We start from the raw sequence: 16,479 nt of genomic DNA on the forward strand, positions 1-16,479 counted from the left end.
ATCCCAGCCGCGAAATTTGCCGCGCGATCGCGCAGCTTAGTGAGCCTTTGTTTCACCGCGAGTTTCCTGATTTGAGGGTTGAGCCCGGCCGCTGGGGCCAGAAGCGCGGGACGCTTGAAGCGTCACCGCATGCGCCGACGCGAAGCCTGCCGGACCGATCGAGTTCGGGAACACATCCCAGGCAGGCGGGCGCGGAGTAGATGAGGCTGATGACGGCCTGGCCTTGGGGGCTTGGTTGCTGTCGGCGGGGTCGATTTCGGGCACAACATATTTGGCGGTTGAAACCACGCGGCTGACGTAGCCGTTCTGGAACCCCTGCCAGGCTGATCCAGTGTTGTAGCGTGATAGCGCCGCTAGGAGCGCCGCCTGGCGGCCCTGCCCGTCCGGCCGCTTGTAGTCCTGCGCCAGTAGCTTGCCGCCCGCCCTTATCGATGCACAGGCATCAAAAGCCGTGGGGACCGTCAGGCCCAAGCGGGGGAGGTTCGCGCTATCGATCTGCATGAGGCCAAGATCAACTGAATGCCCGTCAGCAATCAGCCGTCTGGCTACGGCTATCGCGTTACGCACATCCGATGGCCGCATGCTCTGGCGCGTGGTGTTGTCGTGAATCGCCAAAGTGTTGAACCCCGACTCGGTGCTGGCAACCGCCGCCAGCGTGCCCGGTGCGACCTCGGGGGCGCAGCGATTCGCGAGAGCGAGGAAATGGGCCGGGGTGATCAGCATTTCCCGTCCTTCCGGCTCGATCTGGCTACCATGCTGTAATTTTTCATAAATTTTATATTGCCAAACCGCCCTATATTAGTCAATAAAACATACGAAATATCATATAAAGGATATGTTTTTGCAGGAATCGGCGCGACATACTTACAATCGGCGTATGGGACGTCGGAAAATGGATGCGCGGGCGATCAACGTTTTGCTGCCAACGGTCGCGTTGGCGGCTATCTCGGACCTGCTCCGAGAGCGAGAAGATCGATCGGAGTTTTTGCGGGAAGCAGTCGAGCTTGAGATCGCGATCCGTTCGTTGGACGTATATCCCGAACTTCTCGGGTATCTGACGGCGAATGAATCTCTGGCTGAGTTCTGCGCGCGGGCAGTTCGTCAAGCTGCCCAGCGGCGTATCAAAATGCTTAAGGAGAACATCGCAGAGGATGAACTCGAATCTCCTAGCCAGGTGTCCGGGCCTAGCGGGACGTCGAGATAGACATGGGCTTAAACATGAGGACGCAATTACATCCTCGTCATGTTTCTTTTCGGATTTCCCCCCGGTTTTGCCACACAGCGCAAAATGGCCGGGGGAATAATTCATTCGTCTTTAGATCGTCGCCGTCCTTTAGCGGGAGCCGTAAGCTGCTTGCTCGGATGTGTTTGCGAAGACTCAGATCGTATGTTTTTATAGCTCAATGCAAACTCGGGTTGCAACAGTTCATGGAGATGCACGTTAAAGAGAGCGGCGATCGAGGACATGCGATCAATGGAAACGTTGATCTTTCCATGCTCAACCTTACCGATATAGGCGCGATCCGCCTCGATGAGATGCGCCATGTCGGTCAGCGAAAGACCGAGCGCATTTCGGCCGGCTCTCACATTGTCCCCGAATACGGATCGCTCAGGAGCTTTCAACAAGCGGCCATCGATGGCCGACAGTTCGCCAGTTCTCTTTTTAGGGCTCTGTATCGGCATCTTTGCCGACTCCTCCAGCTTGCCCATGCACATCCGATCCTTATGCCTGACATCTGCTGTTCGCATCGGTTTTCCCGATTCGCGCACATGACTCGACCAATGTCCTGCGATTCAAAGCAGTGGGTAAACTTGTCTCATCGCATAGGACGCTTCCTCGAAACCCAAGCTTACCGCGCGATGACGTTGCTCTATTCAAGCACGGCAGCCATCATCGCAGGTGCCCGGATTAGCCAGCGCGAGTCGCGGGCTATGCTTTTCTTTGACACAGGAGGAATGACCGCGAAACATACCTAGAAAAGCAAAATCCCGCCCACAAGGGACGGGATCTGCAAACGACATAGGTTTTTGGCTGTAACCGTGTCCGACAGCGGCAAACTGTGGTCACGAAATCGAATAACGCTCAGCCAAAATGCCTCAGAGCCCTCAAAAATGCAAGCCCTAGCTTGCAAGGGGGAGTCGCGTGCCGGTTTCAGCCCCTACCGGGCGGGTTTCACCCAAACCCGTAGGAGTTTCCATGCAACTGCCCCACCAGGCAGAGCGGGGGCATGTGCCCCCTCCCCTGCCCTCACGTCCGACCGGCTTGCGCCGTTTAACCCCCGCCATGCTGCCCACCGGCCGCCTTGCCGATGAGTTTGCCGGGGGTGATGTCACCCCCGGTCAGGCCCTCGCTGCGTTCAAAGCTGCGGCCCCGTTCCTCGGCATTGGCCCACGCGCTGCGCAGGCGATCGATTGGCTTTTCAGATTCACGCAGCCGCAGGATTGGCAACCTGGTGCGCGGCCCATTGTTTGGCCGAGCGCGGCCATGATGGCAGCCGAGCTGGGGATCACGGAGACACAAACAAAACGCCTCAACCGCCATCTGGCCGAGCTGGGGGTTGTCACCATGCGAGACAGCCCCAACGGCAAACGCTACGGCCATAGAGATCGGTCTGGGCGGATTATCGAGGCGTATGGCTTTGATCTCTCCCCTATCGCACAGCGTATCGAGGAGTTTCGCGCTTTGGCAGAAGCCGGCCGCGAGGAACGCGCCGCTGTAGCCAAGTTGCGCCGGCGCGCGTCGATCGCTCGTGCGAGCTTGCGACAGACGTGGGAGACGTTTCGGGAGCAGGAAATTGATCTGCCCGCGCCCCTCAGAACTGCTGCTCAGGCAGCAAGCCGTGGGCTCAAAGCTTTGGGTAGCAGCCAGAGGCTCAAGCCGGCCGTGGAGGCTCTGGAAGCGATCGCGGTTGATGCGCGCCGGGCGCTAGAGATGGCGCTTGCTGGCGCTTCTCTGGAGCAAACAAGCATTTCTGAATCTGTGGAAATGTGCCCCAAGGGGCACGCTGATGTGCCCCACATTACAACTACAAACCAACTCCTTAATCCTAATAAGGATACGGTAATCGCATTGAAGGAATGTAGTCGCGGCGACCTGCCGGGTAGAACGGCACAGACGAAGCCGCCAGCTAGGCCGGAAAGGCAGGATCGGGGTTCCTCACTGAAATTGACGCCAGATGAATTGATTAGATTAGCCCCCCGATTGGTGCCTTATCTACGACACCCCTCCCCTTCTTGGCCGGAAATCGTGGATGCGGCCGATTGGCTCCGGCATGACCTCGGCGTGTCTAAACCGCTTTGGGGCGAGGCATGCCTAGCAATGGGGCGTGAACAAGCCGCAATCGCTCTCGCCTTGGTTTCGGCCAAGTCGCCGGGCTATTTCCGGTCGAGCCCCGGCGGATATTTTCATGGAATGGTCGAGCGGGCGCGTGACGGTAGCTTGCATTTAGACCGTACGATTTGGGGGCTACGTGGTACCAGCGCCCATAAAAACTAGGCTTTTCCGTCATGAATCATGAAAACATAGTGACATGTTTACATGTAATAGTGTTGACGTTTTGGCGTTCTGCGGGCGTTTGTGGCCTCACGCCGCTTCCAGCACCCGCAACTCAACATGCAAACCGGCTGCGACGGCCATGTTGACCAAGGTATCCAGACCAAAGAGGTTAATCTTGCCGCGCAGCAGATCGGAAATGCGAGGTTGCGTGACGCCGAAAAGCTTGGCGGCTTGGCTCTGGCTCAAGCCTTCGCGGGTGATCCGCTCTTTCAACGCCATGATCAGCGCTGAACGAAGCTTCATATTTTCGGCTTCGGCCGGTGTGTCCTCGATCGCGTCCCATACGCTTGTAAATCGTTCGTTGCTCATGAGCTTAGCTCCTTCACTAGATTCCGGTATCGCTTTGTTGCCAATTCCAAGTCCGGTTTACTGGTTGCCTGGGTCTTCTTCTGAAAGCAGTGCAGGACATAAATTGTGTCTGCGAACTTTGTGACATAAATCACACGGAATGCTCCTGCCTCATCCCGAATCCTAATTTCGCGCACACCTTGCCCGATCGTTCGCATCGGCTTCCAATCGTCAGGATCATGACCTTGTTGGACCTGGTCCAGTTGGTGGCCGGCTTCACGGCGGGCGGATATCGGAAAGTCCCTTAGATCATCGAGAGCGCCGCCCCTGAATTCGATTAGCTTTGAACGCTCAGGCATAGGAGCGTTATACAAAAAATTGTATATATCTGCAATAGGCTCGATAGCAGCGTTTAACACGTCTCCTAATCATGAACACATGCCTACATGTAATTGTGCAAATTTAATTCCATGGCATCATGAAACCATGCTTGCATGATTCGCGGTGGCGTGGGAATAATGAAATGCCTGCATGCTTAGATGTCAGCATGAAAGCAGGATTTTATGAAAGGGTGTAAACATGATTGCAGTTGCTTTCTGCACCCAGAAGGGCGGGACCGGAAAGACGACGATTGCTACCGCCCTTGCGGTCGCGGCGCATCGCGCCGGCAAGAAATCCGCCTTGCTGGACCTCGATCCGCAAACCAACGCCGTAGATTGGTTTGATCGGCGCCAGGGAGACGGGCCGGATGTGGCCTCGATTCAGCCTGGTGCAATCCGCCGCTCGCTTGATGCTTACCGCAAACTCGGGATGGAGTGGGTCTTTATTGACACCCCCGGCAAGATGGATAGCGCCTCAACAGAGGCTGCTAAGCATGCCGATCTCGTGTTGATCCCGACGCAGGCCCAGATCTTCGCGATCGATACTTTGGAACCGCTGAAACGGCTGCTTGTGATGGCGGGCAATCCGCCCGCTTTTGTGGTGCTCAACCAAGTGCATCCCAACGCGGCAGGGCGTGCAGGAGAAGATGCCGCCGCCATCGCCGAGCGGTTCAAGGTGCCCGTCGCCCCAATCCATATGTCGCGGTTGAAAGCTTACGAAGATGCTCCCGCCTTGGGGCAATCCCCCCAAGAATACGAGCCGAAGGGCAGGGCGGCCCGCGAAATCGCAGAGCTTTTCGCGTTCTTAACTGAACAGGGAAGCATGATTACAGGTAAGCATGAAAGCATGAAATCATGAGCCGGAAGCCTTCTCTCCTCGCATCAGCGCTTAAATCAAGCGAGCCGGAAACCGTACCAGCACCCCGCCAGCCCTCGGCGGAGCCAAAGGCCGCGGTTGTTTTGCCTCCCCTACCGCAGAAGGTAGAGCCGCAAGGCGGTTCTTATGTGCCACCGTCCAGGGCAAACAAAACCGCCAAGACGCATCATCTCCCACCCGCCTATTGGGAGACGTTGGAAGAAATCAGCTTCCGGACCCGTGACGAGAAGGGCAAGCGGGTACCGCAAGAGCGTTTGATGGCGGAAGCGTTGAATCTGCTTTTCGTGAAATACAATTACCCGCAGGTTCGCGATGAGTAATGCAATCATGATAATACGTAATCATGTAAACATGTAATTATGCTTATCTTCCTGGTCGAGTTGGTGAGTGGCATGGTGGCGGCCGGCGCGGCAGCTGCCGCGATCATCACGCGTCCTACCGAGCTGGCCACAGAGACCCATGCACAGCGTGCCGGCGCGGCCGGCGAAAAGCGCGTCGCGCGTGCGTTGGAGCGGGCAGGGGTGCCTGCAATCCACGATATCACCTTGCAGGATCGGCGCGGGACGCATCAGATCGATCATGTCGCGGCGGCCGGCGATTGCCTCTATTGCCTCGAAACAAAGACTTGGCGCGGGGAGCTGATGGGGCACACCCATGCCCAGCAATGGACCCTGAAAAAGCCGGATGGCGCCGCGCAGAGCGTCTATAACCTGCTTCTGCAGAACGAGACCCATCGCGACGTGATCCGCCGGGTGACGCAAGTGCCCGTCCGCCCATTGGTAATCCTGGCGGGACATGTGCAGCTTGCCGGCGAGCCAGTGCCGGGCATGATTTCGCTCACGAGTGCGATCATGGAGATGACGAGGGCAGGGGCCGCCTCTGGCCGCGCTCTGGCGGCCTTGGAGGCCCTGGAAAGGTTCCGGGGGCAATCGCGGCAGGCAGTCCTGTCTGCCGCGCACAGGCGGCGCATGAGGCGGCAGAAGCCTACCCGCACACGCAAGCTTTGGACTTTGGCCGTAGGGGCGGCCCTCGTGTTCTTTGTGTTGGCGGTCGAGCAGGCGATTTTGTGGTGAATATCCTTGTATCGGTGAAGATATTCATATATTTCAAATTAGATATTTGAATATCTTGAGGCGCCCATGCCCCTTTATATCCGCGATGATGCGACCGCCGAGCTTGTCGCCAAACTGGCGAAAGAGCGGGGTTTAACCAAACAGGATGCCGTGCGGCTTGCGGTGCAGGCCGAGCTTGACCGAACCCGCGAAGCCAAGCCCTTGCGCGAGCGCCTGCGCGAGTGGCGCGAAGCCAATCCGCTGCCGCCGCCCACAGGGTTGAAGGCAGACAAAGCATTTTTCGATGACCTGTCGGGGGAGGGGGAATGATCTTCATCGATGCCTCGGCCCTGATCGCGATGATCGCCGGCGAGGAGGATGCCGACACGCTGGCGGATCTTCTGGCCCAGGAACGCACCCGTCTCGTCTCGCCGGTTGCCATGTGGGAGGCGACGGCCGGGCTCTGCCGCAGCTTCGGCCTTTCGATGGACGGTGCCCGACAAAAGGTGAAGAGCTTTATGAGCGCGCTCGGGATCGAGGTCATTTCTCTTGGCGAGCGTGAGTATGATCTGGCGATCCAGGCTTATGCCGATTTCGGGAAGGGGCGGCATCCAGCCGCTTTGAATATGGGCGATTGCTTTGCCTATGGCGCCGCCAAATCTTATCGGGCGGCGCTGCTGTTCAAAGGTGATGATTTTTCCAAGACAGACATTCGCCGAGCCGAAATGAACCCTTGAGGTTCCTTGAACTTCGCTGCGCTTCTTCTTAACCTCTACTTCCGGTAGTAAAGAGGCGCCGCGGGATGGACCGGCTGGTCAGCAAAATTTCGGAATCCGAGATGATGCGGCGCTGGCGCGCGATCGAGCAGGCCCGTGCAGCGAATAACCGCCAGGGTTATGTTCATCACCCGGAGCTTGAGGCCGTGAATGAGCGGTGCATTCGGGGTGAGATCGACGTGGCGGGTCTGGATCGCCGGATGATCGCCGCGATACGGGCCAGGCGCTAATGCCCCCGGTTCCGCTTGCGGGCATGGCGGAAGATCCCGAGCCGCACCGCAACAGCGCTCCGAACATATCCTATGAGCCCGATCCGACCGATGGCCTGTGCAACAAGGTTGGTTTGCACAGCGCTACCGCGCGTGCCGAGGAAGGGTAGGGGGGCCGAGGTAGGGCCGGCCGATTGCGCCGGACGATACAGAGCACGTTGAGAAGGAGGACTGCGATGGACCCGAAGCCACCAATCATCTCGCGCGATCTGGCCGATCTGATGCGGCTGGGCGTCATGGTGGAGATCGACCCGGCTGAGGTCGAGCAGCTGGGACTGGTTGAGGAAACCGCACTCGATGAGGCGGATGCCTGGGAGTCCAATGCGGACGTGGAGAACACCAACGAGGCCACCAATGACCGGTGATTATGCCCAGACGGTTGCCGCCTCGATCGTCAAGCAGTTGGAGGATGGCACCGCACCCTGGGTGAAACCGTGGGAGCCCAGCGGCCTCCGCTTCATTCCCTACAACGCGATCAGTGACAAGGATTACCAGGGCGGCAATGCGATCTGGCTGATGGCAGTGGCCGAGATGAAGGGCTACAGCGATCCGCGTTGGACCACCTACAAGCAGGCGCAGAGCCTCGATGCCCAGGTGATGAAGGGCGAAAAGGGCACGCTGATCCAGTATTTCAAGAAGTTTGACCGGGTGCCGGTGAAGGACGAGCAGGGACGGCCGGTGAAGGATGCCGAAGGCAATCAGATTTATCGCAGCGTCGAGCTGGAACGGCCACGGGTGTTTTCGGCCGTGGTGTTCAATGCGGAGCAGATCGCCGGCATGCCGAAGATCGAGGCACGGCCCGCCCTGGCGGAATGGGAACGGCACGCGGCGGCCGAGCAGATCATGACCCATTCCGGGGTGCCGATCATCTACCGGCCCGGCGACCGGGCCTTTTACACCCTGGCGCATGACCGGGTTACGATGCCCGAGCGCGAGCAATTCAAGACGGCGGATCGATTTTACAGCACGGCGCTGCATGAGCTGGGGCATAATGCCGTGATCCGGATTATGCCGCATGACCTCCGCTGGAGGTCGGTTTGCCCGGCATTGGCCATGCGGCTGTTCGGCATAATCAGAGCCCTTCCAGGAACGCGAGGAGTTGGTCGTCGGGCCGGAACCGGCTCGACGGGGTGTCTGGGGCGGCGACGCGAGCGAGCGCTTTTTCCTTCAGCCGCATGTCTGCGTGGATATAGATCTGGGTGGTCTCGACGTTCTCGTGACCAAGCCAGAGCGCGATTACCGCTGGATCGACGCCGTGGTGGAGCAGGTCCATCGCAGTGCTGTGGCGAAGCGTATGCGGCGTGACCCGCTTGGAGCCGATGCTCGGGCACGTGAGCGATGCCGTCAGACAATGCTTGCGGACCAGATGTTCAAGGGCATCGCGGCTGAGCCGTTCGCCCCGGATCGACGGGAACAGCGGTTTGCTCTTGTTCTTGTCGTCGCCGATCCACGCCGCCAGAAGTTTGACCGTCTCGCGCCGAAGCGGTGTGGCGCGTTCCTTCCGACCCTTGCCCATGCAGCGGATGTGCGCACCGCTCTCGAGCACAACGTCGCCGCACTGAAGGCCGACCAGTTCGGAAGCCCGGAGACCGGTCTGCACCGCGAGCAGCAGCAGCGCGTGGTCCCGCCGTCCCGCCCATGTCGTGCGGTCCGGCGCTGCCAGCAACGCCGCGATCTCGTCGCTATCGAGGAACGTCACCGTCCGCTTCACATAGCGCTTGTTCGGCATGGCGAGGATGCGTTGGCATTGCAGCAGCCAGGTCGGATCGCTCATCGCGACGTAGCGGAAGAACGATCGGATCGCGGCGAGCCGGGTGTTGCGGCTGCGTGCGCTGTTGCCCCGCGCCGTCTCGGTGTGGACGAGGAAGTCGGCGATCAGATCAGCGTCGATGTCTTCGATCGTCAGCTTGACCGGCGGCTTGCCGTGTCGAGCACTCGCATACCGCAACAGCAGCCGGAACGTGTCGCGATAGCCCGCGACCGTATGTCGGCTCGCTTCCATCTGGACGCACAGTCGATCTGTGAAGAAGCGCTGGATCAGCGCGGGCAAGGCGGCGGCGCTCATTGGACTGCCTCCCGGCCATCGGCGGTCGCTCGCGCCATCGCCAGATCGAGCAGCTCCGGAACCGCTTCCAGATACCAGTATGTGTTGGAGGGATCGCTATGGCCCAGATAGGTCGTCAACCGGATCATCTCGTGCGCCGGGTCTTTGCCGGTGCGGTACCAGTTGCCGCGCGACAATCAGCGTGAGAATCCGCGACAATCAGGGTGAGAATCCGGGGCTGGGGGCTGTGAGGGCGTAGCCCGAGCAGGCCCCAGCCCCGGAGCGGGTTGTTTTGTCCTGTCTGGCTGACCGTGACCGGCTGGTAGGGGTTGGCTCCACCGATGGAGCCGCAGCCTTGCCTGGTCGCCCGATCACCGTTCAGCAGAAGAGATTGTTCATGAGATTTCGGACCGAGGGGGACACCCCGCAGCAAGCTGCCGCCAAGGCGGGGTTCAGCACAGCCACTGCCTATCGTCTCGAAGCCGGGGCGGATCACCCATCATTACCAGCGGCACGCCGCGGTCGCCGGCGGCCTGACCCGCTTATCGCGGTCTGGGACAGCGAGATTGTACCGATGCTCGCGGCGGCGCCGGGGTTGCGCGCCGTGGCAATCCTGGAGGAGCTGGGGCGACGGCATCCAGAGATCGGCGTGGGTGTGCGGCGTACCCTTGAACGCAGGATCAAGCTCTGGCGCGGCCTGCACGGCCCAGCTCAAGATGTTATCTTCCGCCAGGTGCATCCGCCCGGCGAACTCGGCCTCTCGGATTTCACCGATCTGACACCGCTGGGCGTGATCATCGCCGGCCACCCCCTCGATCATCGCCTGTATCATTTCCGGCTCGCCCATTCCGGCTTCGAGCACGGCCATGTCATCCTGGGTGGGGAGAGCTATCCCGCACTGGCCGAGGGGCTGCAGAACGCGCTCTTCGCCCTGGGGGGCGCGCCGCTGAAGCACCGCACCGACAGCCTGTCCGCCGCCTTCCGCAATCTCGACCGGGCCACGATCGACGATCTGACGACCCGCTATGCCGCGCTCTGCGCCCATTTCGGCATGGAACCGACGCGCAACAATACCGGTATCGCCCATGAGAATGGCGTGATCGAGAGTGCCCATGGCCATGCCAAGAAGGCAATCGAGGATGCGCTGCTGCTGCGCGGTAGTCCCGCCTTCACGGATCTTCCAGCCTATCGCCGGTTCATCGACGAGATTTTCGCCCGCCACAATGCCCGCCGCGGCAAGCTCATCGCGATCGAGCGCAATGCCCTGCAGGCGCTGCCGGAGGCCCGAGCCGTCGATTACGAGGAGACCCTGGTGCAGGTCACTTCCTCCAGCGGTTTCGTCTTGCGGAAAGTCTTCTACTCGGTGCCCGCCCGCCTGATCGGCCAACGCCTGCGCATTCGGCTCTATGACGATCGCCTCGAATGTTTCCTGGGCGGCAGTCCTGTCCTCAACCTGGTGCGCGGCCGGGCCGATCATGCCACCGGCAAGCATGGTCACGTCATCGACTATCGCCATGTGATCCATGCCCTGCGCCGCAAACCCATGGCGCTGCGCAACCTCGTCTATCGCGATCAGCTCTTTCCCCGCCCCGCCTATGCCCGCGCCTGGCAGGCCCTGACCGCGCGTCGTGCCGACAAGACCGCCTGCAAGATCACCGTCGAATTGCTCGCCCTCGCGCATGAGGTGGGGTGCGAGGCCGAACTCGCCGCAGTCCTCGATGCTGAACTCGATGCCGGTCGGCTCCCAAATCTCGACACCTTGCGCGAACGCTTCCGTCCCATCAGTGCCGCAGTTCCAAAAATCACGATCCAGTCGGTGCCGCTCAATCTCTATAGCCAACTCGGTACGATCAGTCGTGGAGATGCAGCATGAGCAAAACTCCTGCCGCCGATGCCGCACGTCTCGCCTTTCTCCTCAACGAACTTCGCCTGCCCAGCATCAAGCATCTCTGGCCCGATCTCGCCGCCCAGGCCGACAAGGAAGCCTGGCCTGCCGCACGCTTCCTGGCAGCGCTCGCCGAACACGAACTGGCCGACCGCGAACGGCGCCGCATCGAACGCCATCTCCTCGAAGCTCATCTGCCAATCGGCAAAACACTCGACAATTTCGACTTCAACGCCGTGCCGGTCATCAGCAAGGCCCACATCACCGTTCTCGCCTCCGGCAATGCCTGGATCGAACACGGCGCCAATTGTCTCGTGTTCGGGCCGCCCGGCGTCGGAAAATCGCATCTCGCGTCAGGTCTCGGCCGCGCCCTCATCGAAGCCGGCTTCCGCGTGCTGTTCGCCAGAACCACAGACCTCGTCCAGCGCCTGCAGGTCGCCAGGCAAGACCTCGCCCTCGAAGCCGCCATCACCAAACTCGACCGCTATCATCTGCTCATCCTCGATGATATCTCCTACGTCACCAAGGATCAGGCCGAGACCTCCGTGCTCTTCGAGCTGATCAGCCGGCGCTACGAGCATCGCTCCATCATGATCACCGCCAATCAGGCTTTCGGAGAATGGAACAAGATCTTTCCCGACCAGGCCATGACCTTGGCCGCTGTCGACCGCCTCGTTCACCACGCCACCATCATCGAAATGAATGTCGAAAGCTACCGACGCCGCACCGCTATCGCGCGCAAACGAGCCGCAGGAAGGCCGCCAGCCAGGCAAACCCCAAATTCAGAAACCTGATCGACGCCGCCTGATCGCCGCTCAGCGACAATCAACAAAAATCCACTTGCCATCCAACTCAAAACCCATATCCTCGCCCCCGTCGCCGTCAGCTTTTCTCATGCTGATTGTCGCTCCTTCTCACCCAGATTGTCGCGCTACAACCAGTCGATCATCGTCTTCACCGCGAAGCTGTGGCGAAAATCGTGGATGCGCGGTCCTCGGCCATGCTTGCAGTATGGCTGATGGGTCCGGAGTCCGATCTGCTGGCAGGCCCGCGCGAAGTTGTATCGGGCAGCACAGTCGGTGAGGCGTGTGGCCTTGTCGGTGACGAACAGCGGCTTGGCCGGATGGCCGATCAGCCGATCGCGTTCGGCAAGATAGTCGATCAGCTGCGTGACGACGCTCGGGTCGAACGGCAGCAACCGCTCTTTGCCGAGCTTACCTTGTCTGACGCGCAGCACGCCATGCTCGGCGTCGAGGTCGTCACGATCGAGGGCCAGTGCCTCGCTGATCCTGGCCCCGGTGACTGCGATAAGCCCGAACAGCGTCGAGCAGGTCAGCCCACGCAGACCGTAGATGGATGGCAACTCCTTCGCCGCCACGATGATCGATCCGATCTCGGTCTCGCTGTAGATATGCGGACGCGACCGCTGGACGGAACCCGGCAGCAGGCCTCGCGGCGGCACTTCATGCGCCGGATCGAAGCTGCTCAGCCATTGCGCGAACAGGCGCACGACGCTGAGCCTTGCCGCTCGGGTCGAGGTGCAGGCCTCAGCCAACGTGGCGTGCCAGCGAAGGAACAGCGCCGTATCGATGTAAGCGGCGCCTTCGCGATCGGCGAACCGGGTGAAGCGGCGAAGGATGCGCTCAGAGGTACCAAGATCGTAGCCGAGGCTGCGCCGGACGTTCAGATAGCGGTCGAGCTGGATGGTGAGGCTCATTGCGCGCCTCCCGCCGCCGGCCAGGGCTGGGCGATCGACCGCAGCCCGTCGATGTCGAGCCGCGCATATATCATCGTCGACGAACGCGAGCGGTGCCGCAACACATCGCCGACCTCGTCGAGCGATGCGCCCGTGTTCACCAGCCGGGTCGCAAGGCTATGACGCAGCAGGTGCGATCCCACATAAGGCGTCACCGGCTTCTGGCCGGTCGCCTTCAAGGCATCCTTGAGGATGGCGTTGACGATCTGCCCGTCCTTGAACGGTCGATGCGGCGCGCGATGGGTGACGAACATCGTGCGGCAGGTCGCCGGCCCTCGTTCCTCACGAAGATAGCGGCTCAACGCGTCGCCGACCTCCACGGTGATCGGCAGGCGGTCGTGCAGCTTGCCCTTGCCGCGCACCAGCAGTTCGCCCGCGCGCCAGTCGATATCGTCGAGCTGGATCGCGATGACCTCGGCCGCGCGCAGGCCGAGCCGGGCCATGAGCAGCAGCATCGCATAGTCCCGCGCACCGTGCCGTTGATTGTCGCGGACAGACGCGAGCACGGCCTCGACGCCATCGGGCGACAGGTGGCGCGGCAGTCTCGCGCCCCAACGCTTGGCCGTCTTCGGCACGCTCAGCGCCAGATTGGTCGCCGTAGCCCCGCATCCGAACAGATACTGAAGGAAGATGCGAACATGGGTCGCAATCGTCTTGTCGCGACGTGCGCCCGCCAGCACATGCTCGATGAAGCCGATTGCATCGGCGGGACGCAAGCGGCCCGGATCGACCATCGTCTCGCCGAAGCGATGGTCAAGGAACCGGTCGGCGAAGCGCAGCGTGTGGTAGATCGTACGCTGGCTGAGGCCCCGTTGCTTAACGAGATAGGTCTCGAAGTTAGCCAACAATGCGGCACGCGCGATCCGCGCTTCGGTCAGCGGCACCGGCTGCGCCACGCCGATATCGATCAGATGCCCGGCGAACCGGCGCGCAAGATTATGCGGGCAGACGGTCTGGCCATGCTTTCGCGGCACCATCCGTCCCAGTCGTTCGGCCTGATTGAGCGTCAAAGCGGAAGGCTCGATCCCTTCCGCGTCCATCACTTGCCCGAGCTTCCTGATGATCGACCGGTAACTCTTGATGGTGGCCGCTTTGTAATTGGCCACGGCGAAGCTTTCACCGAACGAGGCCAGGTACGGATCGACGCAGGTTTCCAGATTTTCAGACATGATCTTCGTGCTCCATGTTGTCGGAGCGACGAAGATTATGCCGAATGGACGCAGCACGATCATGCTGCCAGCCGTGCCTTCTCGACGGCGCGCGGCATAATTCGGATTACGGCATTATGCCCCTTATGCCGATATCGGCATAAGGGGCACGCCACAGGGCACCCCTCGCGGCTGAACCGGCCGGATCTTGGCACGCCGTTCGGATCGGAAGCCTATGCGCGGGAGGAGCTGAGGGCCGAGATTGCCTCGCTGATGATCGCGGACAAGCTGGGGATCGGCCATGATCCGGGCCAGCATGCGGCCTATGTCGGGAGCTGGATCAAAGCCTTGCAGCAAGACTCGCGTGAGATCTTCCGGGCGGCGGCCGATGCCGAGAAGATTTCCGGGTATTTGATGGCGCTGCGAGCCGAGCAGAAGGCAGGGCAGATCACTGGCCAGGCTGACAGCCAGACGGGTGGGCAGGCGCGTGGTTACTGGCAGCGGGCCGCTGAGAGCGGCGCGGAAATCCGGCGGGCGGAACGAGCTGAACAGCCCGAGCAGGAGCGGAAGGCACGACGTGCAACGGCGGGGCGGTAAATCATGAGGCTCTGCCAACCAAGGAATCTGGACTGTGCGGTGTAGCCGAGAAGCGTCTCGGCAGAATTTGTGTTTCGGTAGCAGAGATGTATTTTTGTTAGATAAATCCTGAAGATCAGCGGTCTTGATAGCCGCGATGACGTTTGGTTCGTGCCAAACGGTGGAGTATATCAATGGCTGTCCCGAGATCGGGTAGGGGATTAAACCGTGAGTGTGCAGAACGTCCGATCCGCCCCCAGGTCCGTACGAGGCCTACGGCACCGAATAGGTCTGTAACGATCTCGATCTGGTAGTAGCGCTTTTCGTTGTGTTCGGGGCGGAGTCGGATGAGGCTGACCTGCTCTGGGAACAGAGCCAACTGCACCGGTTCGTGACCCGCGTCAGATGCGGAATATTGCGGACGGCCCGGTTGGAGCGAGGCATGTTGGTAGTTCTGACCCGCGCTGGTTGTCTCGATATTTGGCGGGGAGGAGGTCATGACCGGCTAAGTGTAACAAGAACACTATACCCCTGCCAGCCAAATCGGGAGGGTTAAGGCTGGGGTGTGGTGGCGGGGTGGTCGATAGGTGCGGCGAGTAAGCCGAGGCGTTCGGCCCTGATGAGCAAGTGCCTGACCGAAGATGGATGCCAGCGCGTGCCACCCCGAGGGGTGCGCTCGTGCATGGCCTCGAGCTGAGTGGCGATCTGCTGCAGGGTGTTGCCGGGTGCCGCCGTCTTGATGCCCGCAACCAGGCGTACCAGTCGGTCGTCACTCCGCTGTGGAGGAGCGCGGCCCAGTAGGCTGCGGTCAGCCAAACCTTCAGCGACGAGCCGATGGACGGTGCGGCGCAGTCGCTCGACGGTCCAGATTCTGCCGGAAGCGTGGTGTGCTGATGTGGCCTGTCCGCGGTTGAGAACCCGGACAACATCCCCCCAGGGCTGGTCGGGGCGCATCCTGCGGACGGTCGGCAGCCAGGCGTCGACCTGGGCGAGCACTGTGTTGAGATACGCTGCATCGCGACTCTTTCTGATCTTGCGGATGGCTTCCGGGTCACGCGCGCGCAGGCCCGGATTGCCGCCGATACGTCCGCGGCTGCGGGCAGCGAGCAGGCCGGCCCTGGTGCGCTCGGCGATGAGGGCCCGCTCGAGCTGCGCGACGGCGCCGAGCACCTGCAGGGAAAACATGCCTTGCGCAGTTGTAGTGTCGATCGGATCGCGCAGGCTCCTGAAATGCGCCCCTACGGTTTCCAGCTGCTCGATGACGGCAAGCAAGTGGCTGACAGAGCGGGCGAGACGATCAAGCCGCACCACCACCAGAGTTTCTCCGGGGCGGATTTCCTTCAGCAGGCGCATTAATACCGGCCGGCCGCGATCAGCGCCGGAGGCGTGTTCTTCGTGGATGATGGTGCATCCGGCGGAGCGCAGCTCATCGAGTTGCGGATCGACGCCTTGGGTATCGGTTGACACGCGGGCATAGCCAATCAGCCGGCCTGTCTCGGGGGCATTTCGACGTTTTGGCGGCTTCACGACGGTTACTCTCCTGTCGGATGGCATTTTTACAATTTAATAAGAGATTGATAAACGGTCGTTTGTAAAGGTTTCCAAATCGCCTTCTGTCCGATGGCAACAACTGCAAGCCGATCCGTTCTCAATTAGCCAGAACAGGTTGCGGCTGGATACAAGGCGGGCTTGGCGAGGATTGAGGGCCCAAAAGGCAGTGTCAGCACGCCTCAACGCCGCCATTGCAAACAGGCCTGAAGTAACGGAACGCTCTGCGGTGTAGCATAAGCGGACAAAGTGGGAACATCAGGCTGCGTGGGTGGTCGTGTCGGGGATTGGCCGGAGCGGCCGCAATCCGGCATGGTTTTCCGT

At 60.8% G+C, this 16,479-nt stretch carries 19 protein-coding genes and 3 pseudogenes; 12 read left to right on the forward strand and 10 right to left on the reverse strand.

Features of this window, described 5'->3' with window-relative positions:
- Positions 1-36 precede the first annotated feature (36 nt).
- A complete protein-coding gene (locus APM_RS19400; protein WP_007425097.1) occupies positions 37-723 on the reverse strand; it encodes a lytic transglycosylase domain-containing protein in 687 nt (228 codons plus the stop codon).
- 582 nt (positions 724-1,305) lie between these two features.
- Positions 1,306-1,710 carry a helix-turn-helix domain-containing protein gene (locus tag APM_RS21075; RefSeq protein ID WP_083818735.1) on the reverse strand — a complete coding sequence of 135 codons (405 nt, stop codon included), beginning with the start codon at positions 1,708-1,710 and terminating at the stop codon, positions 1,306-1,308.
- A gap of 487 nt (positions 1,711-2,197) precedes the next feature.
- Between APM_RS21075 and repC the strand changes: the two genes are divergently transcribed.
- On the forward strand, positions 2,198-3,496 hold the full coding sequence (gene repC / locus APM_RS21080) for a plasmid replication protein RepC (RefSeq protein WP_007425098.1): 1,299 nt from the start codon (positions 2,198-2,200) through the stop codon (positions 3,494-3,496).
- An 87-nt stretch (positions 3,497-3,583) separates the two neighbouring features.
- On the opposite strand, the gene APM_RS19415 is transcribed toward repC, so the two are convergent.
- Positions 3,584-3,865: a helix-turn-helix domain-containing protein gene (locus APM_RS19415; RefSeq protein WP_007425099.1), complete on the reverse strand. Its 282-nt coding sequence runs from the start codon at positions 3,863-3,865 to the stop codon at positions 3,584-3,586.
- On the reverse strand, positions 3,862-4,203 hold the full coding sequence (locus APM_RS19420) for a type II toxin-antitoxin system RelE/ParE family toxin (protein ID WP_039889363.1): 342 nt from the start codon (positions 4,201-4,203) through the stop codon (positions 3,862-3,864). The genes APM_RS19415 and APM_RS19420 overlap by 4 nt, the downstream gene beginning before the upstream one ends.
- Before the next feature lie 220 nt (positions 4,204-4,423).
- Between APM_RS19420 and APM_RS19425 the strand changes: the two genes are divergently transcribed.
- The 8 genes and pseudogenes from APM_RS19425 to APM_RS21090 all read left to right on the forward strand — a co-directional run.
- The gene (locus APM_RS19425) at positions 4,424-5,083 is read left to right on the forward strand and encodes an AAA family ATPase (protein ID WP_007425100.1); all 660 of its coding nucleotides are present in this window, start codon (positions 4,424-4,426) and stop codon (positions 5,081-5,083) included.
- Positions 5,080-5,421, forward strand: a complete 342-nt coding sequence (locus tag APM_RS22875) for a chromosome partitioning protein ParB (RefSeq protein WP_241763231.1) — start codon at positions 5,080-5,082, stop codon at positions 5,419-5,421. The genes APM_RS19425 and APM_RS22875 overlap by 4 nt, the downstream gene beginning before the upstream one ends.
- 39 nt (positions 5,422-5,460) lie before the next feature.
- On the forward strand, positions 5,461-6,174 hold the full coding sequence (locus APM_RS19430; RefSeq protein WP_007425102.1) for a nuclease-related domain-containing protein: 714 nt from the start codon (positions 5,461-5,463) through the stop codon (positions 6,172-6,174).
- Positions 6,175-6,240: 66 nt separating this feature from the next.
- On the forward strand, positions 6,241-6,483 hold the full coding sequence (locus APM_RS19435; protein ID WP_007424915.1) for a type II toxin-antitoxin system VapB family antitoxin: 243 nt from the start codon (positions 6,241-6,243) through the stop codon (positions 6,481-6,483).
- A complete protein-coding gene (locus tag APM_RS19440; protein WP_007425103.1) occupies positions 6,480-6,890 on the forward strand; it encodes a type II toxin-antitoxin system VapC family toxin in 411 nt (136 codons plus the stop codon). Before APM_RS19435 ends, APM_RS19440 begins: the two co-directional genes overlap by 4 nt.
- Before the next feature lie 65 nt (positions 6,891-6,955).
- The gene (locus APM_RS19445) at positions 6,956-7,159 is read left to right on the forward strand and encodes an antitoxin VbhA family protein (RefSeq protein WP_039889364.1); all 204 of its coding nucleotides are present in this window, start codon (positions 6,956-6,958) and stop codon (positions 7,157-7,159) included.
- Between the two features lie 215 nt (positions 7,160-7,374).
- Complete coding sequence (locus APM_RS19450; RefSeq protein ID WP_039889366.1) at positions 7,375-7,563, forward strand: hypothetical protein; 189 nt, start codon at positions 7,375-7,377, stop codon at positions 7,561-7,563.
- Positions 7,553-8,131: pseudogene (locus APM_RS21090) on the forward strand (ArdC-like ssDNA-binding domain-containing protein); the annotation flags it as partial. The gene APM_RS19450 and the pseudogene APM_RS21090, both read left to right, overlap by 11 nt.
- 139 nt (positions 8,132-8,270) lie before the next feature.
- Here APM_RS21090 and APM_RS19455 read toward each other — a convergent pair.
- Positions 8,271-9,263 (reverse strand): tyrosine-type recombinase/integrase, encoded by a 993-nt coding sequence (locus tag APM_RS19455; RefSeq protein WP_007425104.1) that lies wholly within the window; start codon positions 9,261-9,263, stop codon positions 8,271-8,273.
- A pseudogene (locus APM_RS19460) lies at positions 9,260-9,424 on the reverse strand (integrase); the annotation flags it as partial. The pseudogene APM_RS19460 and the gene APM_RS19455, both read right to left, overlap by 4 nt.
- Positions 9,425-9,639: 215 nt before the next feature.
- On the opposite strand from APM_RS19460, the gene istA reads away from it, so the two are divergent.
- Positions 9,640-11,115, forward strand: a complete 1,476-nt coding sequence (gene istA / locus APM_RS19465; RefSeq protein WP_039889368.1) for an IS21 family transposase — start codon at positions 9,640-9,642, stop codon at positions 11,113-11,115.
- Complete coding sequence (gene istB, locus APM_RS19470) at positions 11,112-11,921, forward strand: IS21-like element helper ATPase IstB (RefSeq protein ID WP_007425107.1); 810 nt, start codon at positions 11,112-11,114, stop codon at positions 11,919-11,921. Before istA ends, istB begins: the two co-directional genes overlap by 4 nt.
- A gap of 143 nt (positions 11,922-12,064) precedes the next feature.
- Here the strand turns inward: istB and APM_RS19475 are convergent.
- Positions 12,065-12,844, reverse strand: a pseudogene (locus APM_RS19475) (tyrosine-type recombinase/integrase); the annotation flags it as partial.
- The gene (locus APM_RS19480) at positions 12,841-14,052 is read right to left on the reverse strand and encodes a tyrosine-type recombinase/integrase (RefSeq protein ID WP_039889372.1); all 1,212 of its coding nucleotides are present in this window, start codon (positions 14,050-14,052) and stop codon (positions 12,841-12,843) included. The pseudogene APM_RS19475 and the gene APM_RS19480, both read right to left, overlap by 4 nt.
- 171 nt (positions 14,053-14,223) lie before the next feature.
- On the opposite strand from APM_RS19480, the gene APM_RS23215 reads away from it, so the two are divergent.
- Entirely contained in the window at positions 14,224-14,628 is a 405-nt protein-coding gene (locus APM_RS23215) for a zincin-like metallopeptidase domain-containing protein (RefSeq protein ID WP_371259419.1), read from the forward strand.
- A 115-nt stretch (positions 14,629-14,743) separates the two neighbouring features.
- Here APM_RS23215 and APM_RS21105 read toward each other — a convergent pair whose 3' ends face one another.
- Together APM_RS21105 and APM_RS19490 are read right to left on the reverse strand one after the other, a co-directional pair.
- The gene (locus tag APM_RS21105; RefSeq protein ID WP_241763232.1) at positions 14,744-15,106 is read right to left on the reverse strand and encodes a WGR domain-containing protein; all 363 of its coding nucleotides are present in this window, start codon (positions 15,104-15,106) and stop codon (positions 14,744-14,746) included.
- A 53-nt stretch (positions 15,107-15,159) separates the two neighbouring features.
- Entirely contained in the window at positions 15,160-16,134 is a 975-nt protein-coding gene (locus APM_RS19490) for a recombinase family protein (RefSeq protein ID WP_007425111.1), read from the reverse strand.
- Between the last annotated feature and the right edge of the window lie 345 nt (positions 16,135-16,479).

It is taken from the genome of Acidiphilium sp. PM (assembly GCF_000219295.1).
In the GTDB taxonomy this organism is placed as follows: domain Bacteria; phylum Pseudomonadota; class Alphaproteobacteria; order Acetobacterales; family Acetobacteraceae; genus Acidiphilium; species Acidiphilium multivorum.

Excerpts from the sequence above, each read along its gene's own strand:
- APM_RS19440 (WP_007425103.1), top strand. The coding sequence starts at position 6,480 with ATGATCTTCATCGATGCCTCGGCCCTGATCGCGATGATCGCCGGCGAG.
- APM_RS21105 (WP_241763232.1), bottom strand. The coding sequence starts at position 15,106 with ATGACCTCCTCCCCGCCAAATATCGAGACAACCAGCGCGGGTCAGAAC.
- APM_RS19415 (WP_007425099.1), bottom strand. The coding sequence starts at position 3,865 with ATGAGCAACGAACGATTTACAAGCGTATGGGACGCGATCGAGGACACA.
- APM_RS19430 (WP_007425102.1), top strand. The coding sequence starts at position 5,461 with ATGCTTATCTTCCTGGTCGAGTTGGTGAGTGGCATGGTGGCGGCCGGC.
- istA (WP_039889368.1), top strand. The coding sequence starts at position 9,640 with ATGAGATTTCGGACCGAGGGGGACACCCCGCAGCAAGCTGCCGCCAAG.
- APM_RS19425 (WP_007425100.1), top strand. The coding sequence starts at position 4,424 with ATGATTGCAGTTGCTTTCTGCACCCAGAAGGGCGGGACCGGAAAGACG.
- repC (WP_007425098.1), top strand. The coding sequence starts at position 2,198 with ATGCAACTGCCCCACCAGGCAGAGCGGGGGCATGTGCCCCCTCCCCTG.
- APM_RS22875 (WP_241763231.1), top strand. The coding sequence starts at position 5,080 with ATGAGCCGGAAGCCTTCTCTCCTCGCATCAGCGCTTAAATCAAGCGAG.
- istB (WP_007425107.1), top strand. The coding sequence starts at position 11,112 with ATGAGCAAAACTCCTGCCGCCGATGCCGCACGTCTCGCCTTTCTCCTC.
- APM_RS21075 (WP_083818735.1), bottom strand. The coding sequence starts at position 1,710 with ATGGGCAAGCTGGAGGAGTCGGCAAAGATGCCGATACAGAGCCCTAAA.
- APM_RS19420 (WP_039889363.1), bottom strand. The coding sequence starts at position 4,203 with ATGCCTGAGCGTTCAAAGCTAATCGAATTCAGGGGCGGCGCTCTCGAT.
- APM_RS19435 (WP_007424915.1), top strand. The coding sequence starts at position 6,241 with ATGCCCCTTTATATCCGCGATGATGCGACCGCCGAGCTTGTCGCCAAA.
- APM_RS19445 (WP_039889364.1), top strand. The coding sequence starts at position 6,956 with ATGGACCGGCTGGTCAGCAAAATTTCGGAATCCGAGATGATGCGGCGC.
- APM_RS19400 (WP_007425097.1), bottom strand. The coding sequence starts at position 723 with ATGCTGATCACCCCGGCCCATTTCCTCGCTCTCGCGAATCGCTGCGCC.
- APM_RS19480 (WP_039889372.1), bottom strand. The coding sequence starts at position 14,052 with ATGTCTGAAAATCTGGAAACCTGCGTCGATCCGTACCTGGCCTCGTTC.
- APM_RS19455 (WP_007425104.1), bottom strand. The coding sequence starts at position 9,263 with ATGAGCGCCGCCGCCTTGCCCGCGCTGATCCAGCGCTTCTTCACAGAT.
- APM_RS19450 (WP_039889366.1), top strand. The coding sequence starts at position 7,375 with ATGGACCCGAAGCCACCAATCATCTCGCGCGATCTGGCCGATCTGATG.